This is a genomic window from Novosphingobium sp. TK46 (assembly GCF_055361525.1).
Window position 1 is genome coordinate 1741237 of record NZ_CM143963.1, and the last position, 12281, is coordinate 1753517.

15 protein-coding genes are annotated in these 12281 nt (G+C 64.2%); 10 read left to right on the forward strand and 5 right to left on the reverse strand.

The window, feature by feature from the left end; all coding sequences use genetic code 11:
* Positions 1-134 precede the first annotated feature (134 nt).
* The 3 genes from ACXJ1Z_RS08335 to ACXJ1Z_RS08345 all read left to right on the forward strand — a co-directional run bounded on the left by ACXJ1Z_RS08335 (position 135) and on the right by ACXJ1Z_RS08345 (position 2867).
* Complete coding sequence (locus tag ACXJ1Z_RS08335; RefSeq protein ID WP_463780963.1) at positions 135-1583, forward strand: aromatic ring-hydroxylating oxygenase subunit alpha; 1449 nt, start codon at positions 135-137, stop codon at positions 1581-1583.
* A 125-nt stretch (positions 1584-1708) separates the two neighbouring features.
* Complete coding sequence (locus ACXJ1Z_RS08340; RefSeq protein WP_463780964.1) at positions 1709-2068, forward strand: hypothetical protein; 360 nt, start codon at positions 1709-1711, stop codon at positions 2066-2068.
* Positions 2069-2216: 148 nt separating this feature from the next.
* Positions 2217-2867: a DUF4197 domain-containing protein gene (locus tag ACXJ1Z_RS08345; protein ID WP_463780965.1), complete on the forward strand. Its 651-nt coding sequence runs from the start codon at positions 2217-2219 to the stop codon at positions 2865-2867.
* A 36-nt stretch (positions 2868-2903) separates the two neighbouring features.
* Here ACXJ1Z_RS08345 and ACXJ1Z_RS08350 read toward each other — a convergent pair whose 3' ends face one another.
* Positions 2904-3092 carry a CrpP-related protein gene (locus ACXJ1Z_RS08350; RefSeq protein WP_463780966.1) on the reverse strand — a complete coding sequence of 63 codons (189 nt, stop codon included), beginning with the start codon at positions 3090-3092 and terminating at the stop codon, positions 2904-2906.
* Positions 3093-3270: 178 nt separating this feature from the next.
* Between ACXJ1Z_RS08350 and ACXJ1Z_RS08355 the strand changes: the two genes are divergently transcribed.
* From ACXJ1Z_RS08355 to ACXJ1Z_RS08375, 5 genes are all read left to right on the forward strand, one after another.
* Entirely contained in the window at positions 3271-3672 is a 402-nt protein-coding gene (locus ACXJ1Z_RS08355) for a hypothetical protein (protein ID WP_463780967.1), read from the forward strand.
* A 96-nt stretch (positions 3673-3768) separates the two neighbouring features.
* Positions 3769-4266: a hypothetical protein gene (locus tag ACXJ1Z_RS08360; protein ID WP_463780968.1), complete on the forward strand. Its 498-nt coding sequence runs from the start codon at positions 3769-3771 to the stop codon at positions 4264-4266.
* 119 nt (positions 4267-4385) lie between these two features.
* Complete coding sequence (locus ACXJ1Z_RS08365) at positions 4386-4514, forward strand: hypothetical protein (protein ID WP_463780969.1); 129 nt, start codon at positions 4386-4388, stop codon at positions 4512-4514.
* 188 nt (positions 4515-4702) lie between these two features.
* Positions 4703-4927: a hypothetical protein gene (locus ACXJ1Z_RS08370; protein ID WP_463780970.1), complete on the forward strand. Its 225-nt coding sequence runs from the start codon at positions 4703-4705 to the stop codon at positions 4925-4927.
* Entirely contained in the window at positions 4924-5811 is an 888-nt protein-coding gene (locus tag ACXJ1Z_RS08375) for a bestrophin family protein (protein ID WP_463780971.1), read from the forward strand. The genes ACXJ1Z_RS08370 and ACXJ1Z_RS08375 overlap by 4 nt, the downstream gene beginning before the upstream one ends.
* Before the next feature lie 78 nt (positions 5812-5889).
* Here the strand turns inward: ACXJ1Z_RS08375 and ACXJ1Z_RS08380 are convergent, their stop codons facing one another.
* The 4 genes from ACXJ1Z_RS08380 to ACXJ1Z_RS08395 all read right to left on the reverse strand — a co-directional run bounded on the left by ACXJ1Z_RS08380 (position 5890) and on the right by ACXJ1Z_RS08395 (position 10568).
* The gene (locus ACXJ1Z_RS08380; protein WP_463780972.1) at positions 5890-6561 is read right to left on the reverse strand and encodes a spermine/spermidine synthase domain-containing protein; all 672 of its coding nucleotides are present in this window, start codon (positions 6559-6561) and stop codon (positions 5890-5892) included.
* Positions 6558-7010: an acetyltransferase gene (locus ACXJ1Z_RS08385; RefSeq protein ID WP_463780973.1), complete on the reverse strand. Its 453-nt coding sequence runs from the start codon at positions 7008-7010 to the stop codon at positions 6558-6560. Before ACXJ1Z_RS08385 ends, ACXJ1Z_RS08380 begins: the two co-directional genes overlap by 4 nt.
* Entirely contained in the window at positions 7007-9013 is a 2007-nt protein-coding gene (gene thrS / locus ACXJ1Z_RS08390) for a threonine--tRNA ligase (RefSeq protein ID WP_463780974.1), read from the reverse strand. Before thrS ends, ACXJ1Z_RS08385 begins: the two co-directional genes overlap by 4 nt.
* Before the next feature lie 229 nt (positions 9014-9242).
* Positions 9243-10568 (reverse strand): ArnT family glycosyltransferase, encoded by a 1326-nt coding sequence (locus ACXJ1Z_RS08395; RefSeq protein WP_463780975.1) that lies wholly within the window; start codon positions 10566-10568, stop codon positions 9243-9245.
* Between the two features lie 95 nt (positions 10569-10663).
* Between ACXJ1Z_RS08395 and ACXJ1Z_RS08400 the strand changes: the two genes are divergently transcribed.
* On the forward strand, positions 10664-11410 hold the full coding sequence (locus ACXJ1Z_RS08400; protein ID WP_463781203.1) for an alpha/beta fold hydrolase: 747 nt from the start codon (positions 10664-10666) through the stop codon (positions 11408-11410).
* A 15-nt stretch (positions 11411-11425) separates the two neighbouring features.
* The gene (locus ACXJ1Z_RS08405) at positions 11426-12271 is read left to right on the forward strand and encodes a tetratricopeptide repeat protein (RefSeq protein ID WP_463780976.1); all 846 of its coding nucleotides are present in this window, start codon (positions 11426-11428) and stop codon (positions 12269-12271) included.
* Positions 12272-12281: the final 10 nt, after the last annotated feature.

A 12281-nucleotide genomic window follows, 5' to 3' on the forward strand; every position in this document is an offset into this window, starting at 1 on the left:
AGCTCGATCGCTGGCGGGCAGCCATCGTGATGACCGATACTGTTGTCCCTGCGTGCAACCGGTCCGATAGCGCTTGCCAGCACCGCCTCTGCGCGATGTACTGCCGCGAATACAAAGCGCGGGAGATGGCGCACATGCTTGAGACACCTGAAGGCGGCATCCGTACCGTTCCGTTCGCCATCGATGATCCCGAGCGGATCCCGGTTCAGCGCTACTACGATAAGACGTTCTACGACGCGGAGGTAGAACATCTGTGGCCGCATGTCTGGCAAATGGCCTGCCGCGAGGAGCAGTTGCAGGATATCGGCGACTGGATCGAGTACGAGAACGTGGGCAAGTCGGTGATCGTGGTCAGGACCGGCACCGGCATCAAGGCGTTCCACAACGCCTGCCGTCACCGCGGTGTGCCTATCGCCGGGGGCACCACGATCGGATCCTCGCATGCGACCGCGCACGGCAACTGTTCCAAATCCGGCTTCATCTGCCCGTTCCATGGCTGGCGCTGGAACATGGATGGCGAAAGTACGCTGGTCTATGGCAAGCACCTGTTCTCGGACAGGCAGCTTCATCCGGACGAGATCAACCTTATCCCCTGTCGGGCCGAGGTGTTCGCCGGCTGCGTCTGGATCAACCATGATGACGACGCGCCGAGCGTCAAGGAAAGCCTGGGCCCACTCGCCGATCGGCTCGAGGCGCACCGCGTGCAGCATTTGAGAGCCGAGTGGTCGTATGCGACGGTGCTGCCGGCCAACTGGAAGGTGGCGATAGAGGCCTTCATGGAAGGCTATCACGTGATGCAGACCCATCCGCAACTGCACAAGCCGCTGCAGGGTGTCTATCACGATCCGTTCGACCCCGATGTGGCGTTGCGCAAGGACGGTGCGGCGAATGCCAGGCGCGTTGCGGTGGCAGGTGTCACGACCAGGCAGGCCGTCGATATGCAGATCCATCACCTGGAATTGCTGAGCGAGGGCATGGCCGGCATGGTGCACGCCAAGGAGGTCGAGATCGCTCGCGAAGTATCGTCGGAAGGCCTGCCGGACGATCCGAACATTGCGGTGCCGCAATGGTATGCGCTGGTGATGCAGCGCCTGTCGGAGCGCCTGCGTGAGCGCGGCGAGCCGGTTCCCGACTTGCTGGCCGTCGCGCAATCGGCGCCGATCAGTGCGGTCGAGTTTCTTTTTCCGCACTACTTCCTGCTGCCGATATTCAGTTCGATGTCGGCCTATCGCATTCGCCCCTTGGGTCCGGAGAGCTGTTTCTTCGAATTGTGGTCGCTGACCTTCTACCCAAAGGGAGAGGAGCCTGATCCTGTCATGGAGCCGATCGTGCTGCCGTTCGACAGCCCCGATTTTCCGCCGATTCCACGCCAGGATTATTCGAACATCCCGATCCAGCAGAAAGGCCTGCATGCCAAGGGCTTCGAGTTCATGCGTCTTTCGAGAGACATGGAAGGATTGATCGGCAACTTCGAACAAATCCTGGACGGATACTTGCGCGGCATGCCTGCGCAAAAGCTGGCGGCGGCCCAACATAAACTCGGCGGCAACTTCGATGGGCCGGTGGTTGATGTATGGCAGTGAGCCCGCGGACTTCGCAGCCAAGGACCCTTCCTGTAGGCAGGATTGGACCAGGTTCCGCCCAGGCCCAGGCCGCAAGATCCGCGTTATGATGGAGCTGTCGTAGCGGCACCTAAGGATGTGTCACCATGAACCGTTCTGCTTGTACCGCCTTGATCCTGTGCATCGCCCTGTTGGGCGACGGGGCATTCGCCCAACCCAAGGAAATCAGGCCACCCGCTGCTGTGCGGGCAATGATGCTCGAAGATATCAACGAGGGTTGGGAACGGGAAAAGGCGTTGTCGGGTCTGGACCCGAAATCTGTTCTTCTTCGTGTCGATGTCGGCACCTGCACGCCGGATCCGATTTCGCCGCAAGTCTTCGAATGCAGGGCGAAGGAGGTTTACCGGTCGCCGGAAGGAGCGATGGCGACGCAGGATTGGGGCAGCCGATACGCTCGCCAAGGCAGACGATGGATCAGGGTGGTGGCGGTGCCGACAGGTGGCTGATGTCAGGGCCGGTGCAAGAACCTGGAACTGCGCCGCCATCGCTCCTCCGTTAAGGTGGCGTTACAGCGTCACGGTCGTATGACGTTCCTCCAGACGAGGTAATCCGATGCTCCATCCTTCTCGCAGGTCTCTGCTTCTTGGTGCCTTAATGGCCGCGCCGCTGCTCATCTTGCCTGGGTGCGCCACGATCGGCTCGGGCGATGGAACGACGGAAGGTCTGCGGCGCCTGCTCGCCATCGCGAGCCAGCGCGCGATAGCGCGGCTGATCACGCCGGACGGGTATCTCAACGATGCCCAGGCGCGGCTCGCATTGCCGACGATCGGCGGCGATCGTTCTTCGGCCATCCTGGGAGCGCTCTTGCATTCGGCGCCCGTCCAGCGCGAACTGACCGCGCTGGTGAACCGTGCCGCAAGCGATGCCGCCGATCGCGCGGCACCGCTCGTCTATGACTCGATCCGTTCGCTCACCTTCTCCGATGCGGTGGGTATCCTGCGCGGGGGACCAACCGCCGCAACCTCCTATCTCGAACAATCAATCGGCGACCGCATCATCGACGTGATGCTGCCCGAGGTCGGCGATGCCTTGCGGCAATTGGATGGCGGATCCATCCTGGGCCCGGTACTGGGAGCGGCGACCGGGGTCGACATTTCCGGTATCCAGCGAACCGTCACTCGCCAGGCGGCTCAGGGACTGTGGGCCGCGATCGGGCGAGAGGAGGCGTCTATCCGCGCAAATCCATCGAGTGCCGGTGACTCGCTGGTCGAGGGAATTTTGAACGGATCCAGAGTACTGGGTTGAGCGCGATCGCACGCGATCATCCGTGACGCGATGCGCCTAAGCCCCAGCGTCGCCCACAGGCTCCGCTTGCCAGCCCGCGTGCCACGTCGACAACTTGATGCCCCAGTCTTCGATGCTCTCGCCAGTGGCCGAAGGCATCGCAGCTTCGTCAAAAAAGGGATTGGCCAAGGCGTCCAGGCCCGCCGAGCGGGCGACGGCGCCGCTCTCGAAAAGTGCTTCTTGCATAGCTACTCCGGTTTCTCCCGGTTTGCCCCGCCGTCCATTAACCGGCGGCTGCGCGATGTGGTTGCTATTTGCTGAAAGATCGGTCGGACCGTCAGCATCTGCGCACTTGACCTCGCTCGGCTGTTCTCCAACATTCGGCCGTCAAACGATGGAAGGATCGAGAATGCCATCTCGTGCGATGCTGCTGATCGGCAGCCTTGTCGCCTTCTCCTCCGCTGCCGCCGCAATCGTGCCCATCTCTCCGCCGGATCGTGTTGCGGTGTTGCTTCGGTACGACCCGAACATGGACGCGTGCCCATCCATGGTCCGGCCCAAGCTGCCGCATCGAGGGCGCGATGGCTATCTGTCTCTCCGCGTCGGTCCAGGAACGGCATGGCCCGAAACCGATCGCCTGAAGCCGGGTACGCTCATGTTCGAGTGTGAAAACACGCGCGAGTGGGCGGCAGTTATCGTGCAGCCTGCCGGTGGCGGCGATTGTGCGATCCCTCGTCCAACCGCGAAGAAGCCGTTGCTGCGCTATGAGGGCCCGTGCCGGCGGGGGTGGATTTCCGCTCGCTTTGTGGAGACGGTGGCCGGTTAGCCGGATCTTACGGACCATAGCGACGCCGCGCCATCTCACGTCAGCCTTGCCTTGGAGCAGCAACCCAAGGCGCATTCTGCCAAGCCGGAGCCGACCATGACCGACACGACAGGCGCTGTCCTTGGCACCGTGATCATGCTGATGCTTCAGCCGATCGCCATCGGGATGACGATCTATATCCTCTACCGCCTTGTCCAAAGGCGCTCCGCGCGCGGCCAGCGCGGGCCAATCCATTCTGCCGCGGAAGCGGGCACGACGGTTGCGGTCCTTGCGGCCTTTGCCGGCATCAAAGGATTGCCGTGGTGGTTCGCGATCGCCAGCAACAATGCCAATCCGTCGCTTGCCATCCTTTCGTCAGGGATCCGCTATCGCATGCTCCGCAGGCACGAGCGCCGCTTCGCCGATATCGAGAGGGTCGAACTCAGGACGGCCTGGAAAACGGTGAACGTCGAAATGCACTTTCGGGGCGAATTGTTGACCTTTTCCGTGAACGTGGGAACTGTCGCCGCCGCTCGGGCCGCGTTGGCGCTGTTCCCGAAAACGGTTGTCATGTCCGATCAGGCGAGGTTCGTCCTGGCCGGCTCGTCGCCCTGACAGGCTCTTTCGCTGCAAGGCCGCCTAGCTCGGGCCGTCCGCTTCCCAGTACCAAAGTTATGGATGTCAGCTTCGGCGATTTAACCGGTTTTAAAGCACCTGGGGCGGATGGTCGTACCATGAGCAGGGTTGTTGTCATCGCCAGACGAGTCTCTCGACGTGCCGGGCAATCGGAACTGCTGCAGGGCGGCGGCGTGGTCGTCTGTGCCCTGGCTCTCATCTGCGCCGGACCCTTGTTCACCATCTAGCACATGATCGGTGCATGATTGGCCATGCTGGCGGCAAGAGCACGAAGTTCGTCGTAGGCACCAATCTTGTGAAGCGGTCGGCCTATCGCCATGCTGCAGCGCAGCAAGCCTTTGTTGCAATCCATGAACACTGCCGACAACCGCGCCTTCCACTTATCAGCTTTGGATCTAAGTAAGGAAACGTGCACATGGATGACGCCGGACGATTGGAAAAGAAGCGCATGATGGAGGCCTTGGCCGGTCGGGCGCTGCTGCTGCTGTTCGGACTGGGCGTGCTGGGCTTCCTGGTAGCAATCGATCGCAGTGAATGGTTCGCGATCCGACCCGCCACCGGCACCTCGATCGCGATGGCAAAGGCAGCTGATTCCGGTCAGTTTGTGAAAAACGAAAAAGGTTCGACGATCCGCCAATGATCATCAATGCTGCGCCGAGTGCCAAGCAGATTGCCCGTGAAGTCTGGAAGACCCTGACGATCCTGTTCGTGTGGGATGTGATCGTCACGATAACGTATTATTATCTGCCATTTAGCGCGCCACCGTTGCCGCTGACGATCTTCGGTTCGGCGTTGGCGCTGTTCCTCGGCTTCCGGAGCAACTCGGCTTACCAACGCTGGTGGGAAGGGCGCGGACTGTGGGGGTTGATGATCAACGCCAGCCGCAACCTGGCGCGTGGTGTCCGCAACTTCATGCCCGATCCGGATGCAGCCGAGATGAAGCGGCGCATCGTGATGCGCCAGATCGCCTATGTGCACGCGCTGCGTTGCCAGCTGCGTCGTCAGTCACCCGACGAAGAGGTGGTACGGCTGCTGCCACAAGGTGATGCGGATCTCGCACTTTCGCGCGTCAACGTCGCGAACGGCATTCTGGATGATACCGGGCGACGCATCGACGAAGCTCGCCGAAATGGCTGGATCGATACGATCCAGCAAACCCAGCTTGAGGCCGTGCTCGTCGACATCGCCAATGCCCAAGGCGGCATGGAGCGGTTGAAGAACACACCGCTGCCGACGCAGTACCGTTTCCTGCCCACCTTGTTCACCCACATGTTCTGTTTGTTGTTGCCGATCGGGCTGGTCGAGACTCTGCAGTTCGCAACCCCGCTGGGCTCCACCGTGGCCGGGCTGATGTTCCTGGCGGTGCTTGCGATCGGGAACGATCTGGTCGATCCGTTCGCCAACACGGTCCACGATCTGCCCTTGCTGAACATGTGCCGGACGATCGAGATCGATCTGCTCCAGTCGATCGGCAAGGAGCCACCGCCACCCATCGCCCCGGATTCCGAAGGCGTGTTGTGGTAACGATGGTGGCTGGGTCGATCAGGACCGTATCGATGCCGCGATAGCCGCGCAGGTCGCATCGTCCTGCGCGGGAGCGACCTAGCGCTTCGAGGCGAACCAGATGATGTGTTTGGGACCTTTGCCGTTGCTGCGGGACGCCACCTTCACCTCGTCCACCACGAAGTCGCACCGTTCCAGCCGGCGGGTAAAGGTCGCGTCCGGGCCTGCCGACCAGATCGCCAGCACGCCATCGGCGGTCAAGGCCCGCTTGGCAGAGCGCAGGCCCGGGGTGGAGTAGAGGATGTTGTTGTCCTCCCGCACCAGACCGTCGGGCCCGTTGTCGACATCGAGCAGGATCGCATCGTAGTCGGCATGAGCGCCGGCGATGAAAGGCGCGACGTCAGACTGCACCAGCGTCACTCGCGGATCCTCAAGGCATCCCGCGGTCAGGTCCGCCATCGGCCCGCGCGCCCATTCGATGATTTCGGGCACTAGCTCGACCACGGTGACGTGACCGTTCGCCGGCAAGGCTTTCAGCGCGGCGCGCAAGGTGAAGCCCATGCCATAGCCGCCGATCAGCAGGCTGGGCTGCTTGGCGTTGCCGATCTTGTCGATAGCCATGGTCGCCAGCGCTTCTTCCGAGCCCCACTTGCGCGTGCTCATCAGTTCGTTGTCGCCCAGCACGATCATGTGATCGCGATCATGGCGATAGAGCGTCAGTTCCGCGCCACCGGGAACCTGAGCGGTGGCCAGTTTTTCACGCTGGATCATGTGATCGATGCCTCGGGACCGGGATGCCGCAAGTGGATGATGGGGTAAGGCAAGCCTTCCGCGTCGCGCTCGGATCGCCCGACTTGCACGAAGCCCCTGGCCTCGTAGAACGGCAGCGCGTTGTCGGCCTGCTCGTTGGCATCGACGCACGCCTGCGGATCGATCGAGAGTGCCTGGTCGACCAGCGCCGATCCGAAACCCCGGCCATGCACCGCAGGATCGACGAACAGCGCCTCGATCGAACCGTCGACGAAGACCATGAAGCCTTGCACCTGGCCCGCCTTGTCCGCGACGACGGTGAACGGTGTCGTGGCGAGCATGTCCTCTACGATTCCGGTGAACCTGGCCTTGTGGTCCGGCGCAAGAAACCCGTGGGTTGCCGCGATCCCGGCGCGCCAGATGGCAAATGCGCGCGCGCGATCGTTCGCTGTTCCGTCCCGAATGGTCACTTCAGATCCGGCGGGGTGCCGGCGTCCTTGAGCAGGGCGATCGCCTCGTCGAGAGTGACGAACTTCTGCTGCTGCTCGCCCAGCGTGCGGATGGCGACGGTGCCTTCCTCGGCCTCGCGCTTGCCGACCACCAGCAGGTAGGGGACCTTCTGCAGCGAATGCTCGCGCACCTTGTAGTTGATCTTCTCGTTGCGCAGGTCGGTTTCGACCCGCACGCCTGCGGCCTTGAGCCTGGCCGTGACTTCCTCGGCATAGCTGTCCGCATCCGAGACGATCGTCGCTACCACAGCCTGCACCGGCGCGAGCCACACCGGCAGCTTGCCCGCAAAGTGTTCGATCAGGATGCCGATGAACCGCTCGTACGAACCGAAGATCGCGCGGTGCAGCATGACGGGGCGGTGCTTGGCGCCGTCCTCGCCGATGTAGTGCGCGTCGAGGCGATCGGGCAGCACCCGGTCGGACTGGATCGTGCCGACCTGCCAGGTGCGGCCGATCGCATCGGTCAGGTGCCATTCCAGCTTGGGCGCATAGAACGCGCCTTCGCCGGGCAGTTCCTCCCAACCGTACTCCGGCGTGGCGAGCCCGGCCTGAACCACCGCCTCGCGCAACTCGGTCTCGGCCTGATCCCACATCGCGTCGCTGCCGAAACGCTTGTCCGGGCGCAGCGCCAGCTTGATCGCGTAGGTGAAACCGAAGTCCTTGTAGATCCGGTCGGCCAGCGCGCAGAACGCCTGCGTCTCGGCGACGATCTGGTCCTCGCGGCAGAAGATATGCGCATCGTCCTGGGTGAATTGGCGCACCCGCATCAACCCGTGCAGCGCGCCGTGCGGCTCGTTGCGATGGCAGCAGCCGTTCTCGTAGATGCGCAAAGGCAGGTCGCGGTACGACTTGATGCCCTGGCGGAAGATCAACACGTGCGCCGGGCAATTCATCGGCTTGAGCGCCATCCACTCGGCGTCATCCGAAACGATCGGGCCTTCGTCCTCGACGTTGGGCACTTCGTCGGGGATGACGAACATGTTCTCGCGGTACTTGCCCCAGTGGCCGGACTGCTCCCACTGGCGCGCGTCCATCACTTGCGGGGTCTTGACCTCGCGATAGCCGGCGCCGTCGATGGCGCGGCGCATGTAGGCCTCCAGCTCGCGCCAGATCAGGTAGCCCTTGGGGTGCCAAAACACCGAACCGTGCGCCTCGGCCTGGAGGTGGAACAGGTCCATTTCGCTGCCGAGCCGGCGGTGATCGCGCTTGCCGGCTTCCTCCAGCCGCATCAGGTGCGCCTCGAGCTGCTTCTTGTTCAGCCAGCCGGTGCCATAGATGCGGCTGAGCATCGCGTTCTTCTGGTCGCCGCGCCAGTAGGCGCCGGACACGCGCGTCAGCTTGAAAGCGGCAGGGTCGAGCTTGCCGGTCGAGGGCAGATGCGGACCGCGGCACATGTCGAGCCAGGCGCCGTCCGAATTGGGCGAGCCGGACCAATAGACCGAGAGTTCTTCGTTTTCGGGCAGCTCCACCGCCCACTCGGCCTTGAAGGTTTCGCCTTCGGAGGCCCACCGGGCGATGAGGTCCGCGCGCGTCCAGACTTCGCGGTGCAGCGGCTTGTCGGCGGCGATGATCCGCCGCATCTCGGCTTCGATCGCCGGCAGGTCCTCCTCGGTGAAGGGGCGATCCTTAGGGGCGAAGTCGTAGTAGAAGCCATCATCCGTAGAGGGGCCGAAGGTGATCTGCGTGCCGGGGAACAGCGATTGCACCGCCTCTGCCAGAACGTGGGCAAAATCGTGACGGGCCAGTTCAAGGGCATCGGCCTCGTCGCGAGAGGTGACCAGCGCGAGCTGCGAATCACCCTCGAAGGGGCGGGAGAGATCGACCAGCTCGCCATCGACCTTTGCCGCCAGCGCCGCCTTGGCCAGGCCCGGGCCGATCGCCGCGGCGACATCGCCCGGGGTCGAGCCTGCGGGTACTTCTCGCACCGAGCCGTCGGGCAGGCTGATCTTGAACATCTCGGACATTGTCGTCTTCCCTAGTACCGTCGCGCGCCATGGCACATGGGGCCGCGTGGCGCAAAGTCCGGCGCCGATTTCAGCAGGTTCGGATGGGACGCCGACCACCCGAACCCGGGCGGCGGCAGAGACGCTCAGCGCGCGTGCCGACACCCCGGGATTGTCCCGGTGGTAGTGGTCGTGGCCGGGGCGCTCGGGATTGCCATGGTTGCGGATATAAGCTGCACAATGGGCATTGTCACGCAGACGCTGCGATGACGGGCGCGGTGGCGGTGTCGCGCGCCGTAACTCTGGCCTTCCAGACCTCGGCCAAGAGCCAGCCACTCGCCAGGCAAACGAACGGCATCACCGGATAGTGGAACCGTGACTGACCCGAAAAGATCAGCGCGATCAGGCTGGGATAGGCCGCCACGCCCCACGGCAGCAGCCACCAGCCGACCCAGCGTTGCCGCTTGGCACGGCGGTTCAGCGTCATCATCACGAAAGCTGCGGCGAACCCCAGCATCAGCAGCGCATAGAACGCCTGGTTCAGGATACGAACGGCACGATAGAGCGGGGCGAACCGCGCGTAGGACGGGGCGCCGGCCTGATAGGCCCACTCCGCTTCGCCATCGGGCAGCCACAACCGTGCGAGCTTTCTTGGGGCGAGAGACACGAAGCCGTCGGGATTGGCGGCGATCCAGGCCCAACCCAACCGCTTGGCTTCGGCATCGCGGGTGACTTCGTTCAGATCACTGCGCGCCATCAGTGCGGTTACCGTGGGATCGGCGGGTGTATAGTCTCCGGTCGCGGTGTCGTTGTTGCCGGTCAGCAGCGTGAAGCCGCCGTTGGTGGACACCGCGACCCAGGCCCCCAACCGTGCGTGATTGCGCAGCGTCCACGGCATGACGGTCAGCGCGGCCATTGCCAGAACCAGCGCGCCCTGGCCGATCAAAGCGGGGAGGCGGCGCCATATGTCGCCCGTGCGCAGCCAGTCGATTGCGAACAGCAGCGGCACCATCACCAGCGTCTGCGCCTTCACCAAGGTGGCCACGCCGAACACGATCCCCGCCGCCACCAGCCACAATGCCGAACGCCGCATGATGACCAGCCAGCAGCCCAACAGAAGCAGCGCGGTGTAGAACACCTCGGTCAGCGCCAGCGGAACATAGCCGATCGCGTTTGGATAGAGCGCGAACAGCAGCAAGCCGGTGCGTGCCGCCAGCTCGCTGCCGAACAGGCGCCTGGCAAGCAGGAGCGCGAGATAGCCGGTGAGGATCGAGCAAGCCAGATTGAACAGGCCGACTGTCATCAAAGAGGGGCCCGTGATGCGGAACAGCAGCGACATCGCTATCGGCCAACCCGCCGGCCAGAACGCCGTGGGCGCTCCTGTGTTGTCCAGGTATCCCTCGCCAGCAGCCAGGCCGATGGCGCGCAGCACGTACCATTCGGCGTCGGAAGTCGCCGCCACCGGGATCAGCAGTATCACCAGCCGCAGGGCGACGAACAAGGCCCAGAGGGCGATGAGCGCACGCGGCGAGGTGGCGAAACGATCGATCAGCGGCGGGCGGGCGCGTCGGTACATGGCTCGGCCTTAGGCAAGAGCGCTTAAGATCGGATTGATAGAGCTGGCACCCTTCGACCCTTGTGATGCGCAGCGTGGATCGCCACGTTTTGGGGATGGTGGATATCGCCTTTCACGACATGCCCGATGGTCGTCGCATCGCTTACCGCTTCACGCTGGGTCAAGGCCCAACGGTCGTTTTCCTGCCCGGCTACAAGTCCGACATGGCGGGCGGCAAGGCGATGGCAGTGTTCGCGGCCGCACGGGCGCAAGGGCATGGCGCTTTGCTGCTGGACTATTCCGGCTGCGGGCAGAGTTCCGGCGACTTCGCCGACGGTACGCTTTCCGGCTGGCGCGACGAGGTGCTAGCGCTGATCGCCGCGCACTGTCCCGGGCCGGTTGTGCTGGTCGGGTCCTCGATGGGTGGCTGGCTGATGCTGCTGGTGGCTCTGGCGTTACGGCCCAATCGCGTCGCCGGGCTTATCGGCGTGGCACCAGCGCCGGACTTCACCGATTGGGGCACCCCGGACGACGAGCAAGCCAGGCTCGCGGCGGGCGAGACGCTGTGGGCCGACAACCCCTATGGCCCCGAGGCGACGCCGACTTATCCCGCTTTCTGGGCCGATGGGCAGCGGCACCGCCTGCTCGATGGGGAGGTCGCCATCGATGCTCCGGTGCGGCTGTTGCATGGCCAGGCCGATCCCGACGTTCCCTGGGCCATTTCGCTCAGGCTGGCCGAAGCGCTGCGTTCAGACGCGGTGCAGGTCACGCTGATCAAGGACGGCGATCATCGCCTGTCGCGGGACGCGGACATCGCCAGGCTGCTTGATGCCGTCGGTGAACTTGCCGGATGGGCGCGCTAGGCGCCGGAGACTTTCATGCTTTTGCTGCTACTTCCCCTTTTGCAATACGGCGCATCGGTGACGTCGCTGCCGCCCGAAATTCTCGATCGCAAGGCCATCGAGGCGAAGCGTCGCGTGCAAGAAACCGGCGGCTCCGCGAACGGCCCGATCATGCCCGCCGGGCAGACCGCCGGGTGCGTCGACGAAATGCAGGCGAACCCCGCCGCCGGTGCCGTGGCCGCGCAAAAGGCCCTGGATCGCGCGGTGGGTGACGAGCGGGTACGCGCCGGCCTGTGCCTGGGCGTGGCTTTCGGTGCCATGGAGCGCTGGAGCGAGGCGCAGAACGCTTTCCTGCGCGCACGCGACGCCGCTCCGCCGACCGATGCCGCCAGCCGTGCACGACTGGGCGCGATGGCCGGCAATGCGGCGCTGGCGGGCGGTTCGGCCGCCACGGCATTGCCCATCCTCGACGCGGCCCAGGCGCAAGCCAAGAGCGCGCAGGACAGCGACCTGCTGGGGACCATAGCGGTCGATCGCGCGCGCGCATTCGTCGCGCTGAACCAAAAGCCGCAAGCCGAAGCCGCGCTGGCCGAGGCCCGCACCGCCGCTCCGGGTGACGCGCAGACCTGGCTGCTTTCGGCCACGCTTTCGCGGCGTGACAACAAGCTGGCCGAGGCGCAGACCCAGATCGAACGCGCCGCGCAGATCGCGCCCCAGGATCCCGAGGTCGGCCTTGAGGCCGGCGTGATCGCCGTGCTTGGCGGCCGGGATGCGGCCGCGCGAAAGAGCTGGCAATCGGTGCTCGCCACCGCCCCCGACAGCGACGCGGCAAAGACCGCGAAGGGTTACCTCGCCCAACTCGACAATGGAGCCGCCAAATGAGCAATCGCGC

Bases quoted from the DNA above. Each gene is read 5' to 3' on its own strand.
- ACXJ1Z_RS08335 (WP_463780963.1), top strand. From the start codon at position 135: ATGCTTGAGACACCTGAAGGCGGCATCCGTACCGTTCCGTTCGCCATC.
- ACXJ1Z_RS08340 (WP_463780964.1), top strand. From the start codon at position 1,709: ATGAACCGTTCTGCTTGTACCGCCTTGATCCTGTGCATCGCCCTGTTG.
- ACXJ1Z_RS08345 (WP_463780965.1), top strand. From the start codon at position 2,217: ATGGCCGCGCCGCTGCTCATCTTGCCTGGGTGCGCCACGATCGGCTCG.
- ACXJ1Z_RS08350 (WP_463780966.1), bottom strand. From the start codon at position 3,092: ATGCAAGAAGCACTTTTCGAGAGCGGCGCCGTCGCCCGCTCGGCGGGC.
- ACXJ1Z_RS08355 (WP_463780967.1), top strand. From the start codon at position 3,271: ATGCTGCTGATCGGCAGCCTTGTCGCCTTCTCCTCCGCTGCCGCCGCA.
- ACXJ1Z_RS08360 (WP_463780968.1), top strand. From the start codon at position 3,769: ATGACCGACACGACAGGCGCTGTCCTTGGCACCGTGATCATGCTGATG.
- ACXJ1Z_RS08365 (WP_463780969.1), top strand. From the start codon at position 4,386: ATGAGCAGGGTTGTTGTCATCGCCAGACGAGTCTCTCGACGTGCCGGG.
- ACXJ1Z_RS08370 (WP_463780970.1), top strand. From the start codon at position 4,703: ATGGATGACGCCGGACGATTGGAAAAGAAGCGCATGATGGAGGCCTTG.
- ACXJ1Z_RS08375 (WP_463780971.1), top strand. From the start codon at position 4,924: ATGATCATCAATGCTGCGCCGAGTGCCAAGCAGATTGCCCGTGAAGTC.
- ACXJ1Z_RS08380 (WP_463780972.1), bottom strand. From the start codon at position 6,561: ATGATCCAGCGTGAAAAACTGGCCACCGCTCAGGTTCCCGGTGGCGCG.
- thrS (WP_463780974.1), bottom strand. From the start codon at position 9,013: ATGTCCGAGATGTTCAAGATCAGCCTGCCCGACGGCTCGGTGCGAGAA.
- ACXJ1Z_RS08395 (WP_463780975.1), bottom strand. From the start codon at position 10,568: ATGTACCGACGCGCCCGCCCGCCGCTGATCGATCGTTTCGCCACCTCG.
- ACXJ1Z_RS08400 (WP_463781203.1), top strand. From the start codon at position 10,664: ATGGTGGATATCGCCTTTCACGACATGCCCGATGGTCGTCGCATCGCT.
- ACXJ1Z_RS08405 (WP_463780976.1), top strand. From the start codon at position 11,426: ATGCTTTTGCTGCTACTTCCCCTTTTGCAATACGGCGCATCGGTGACG.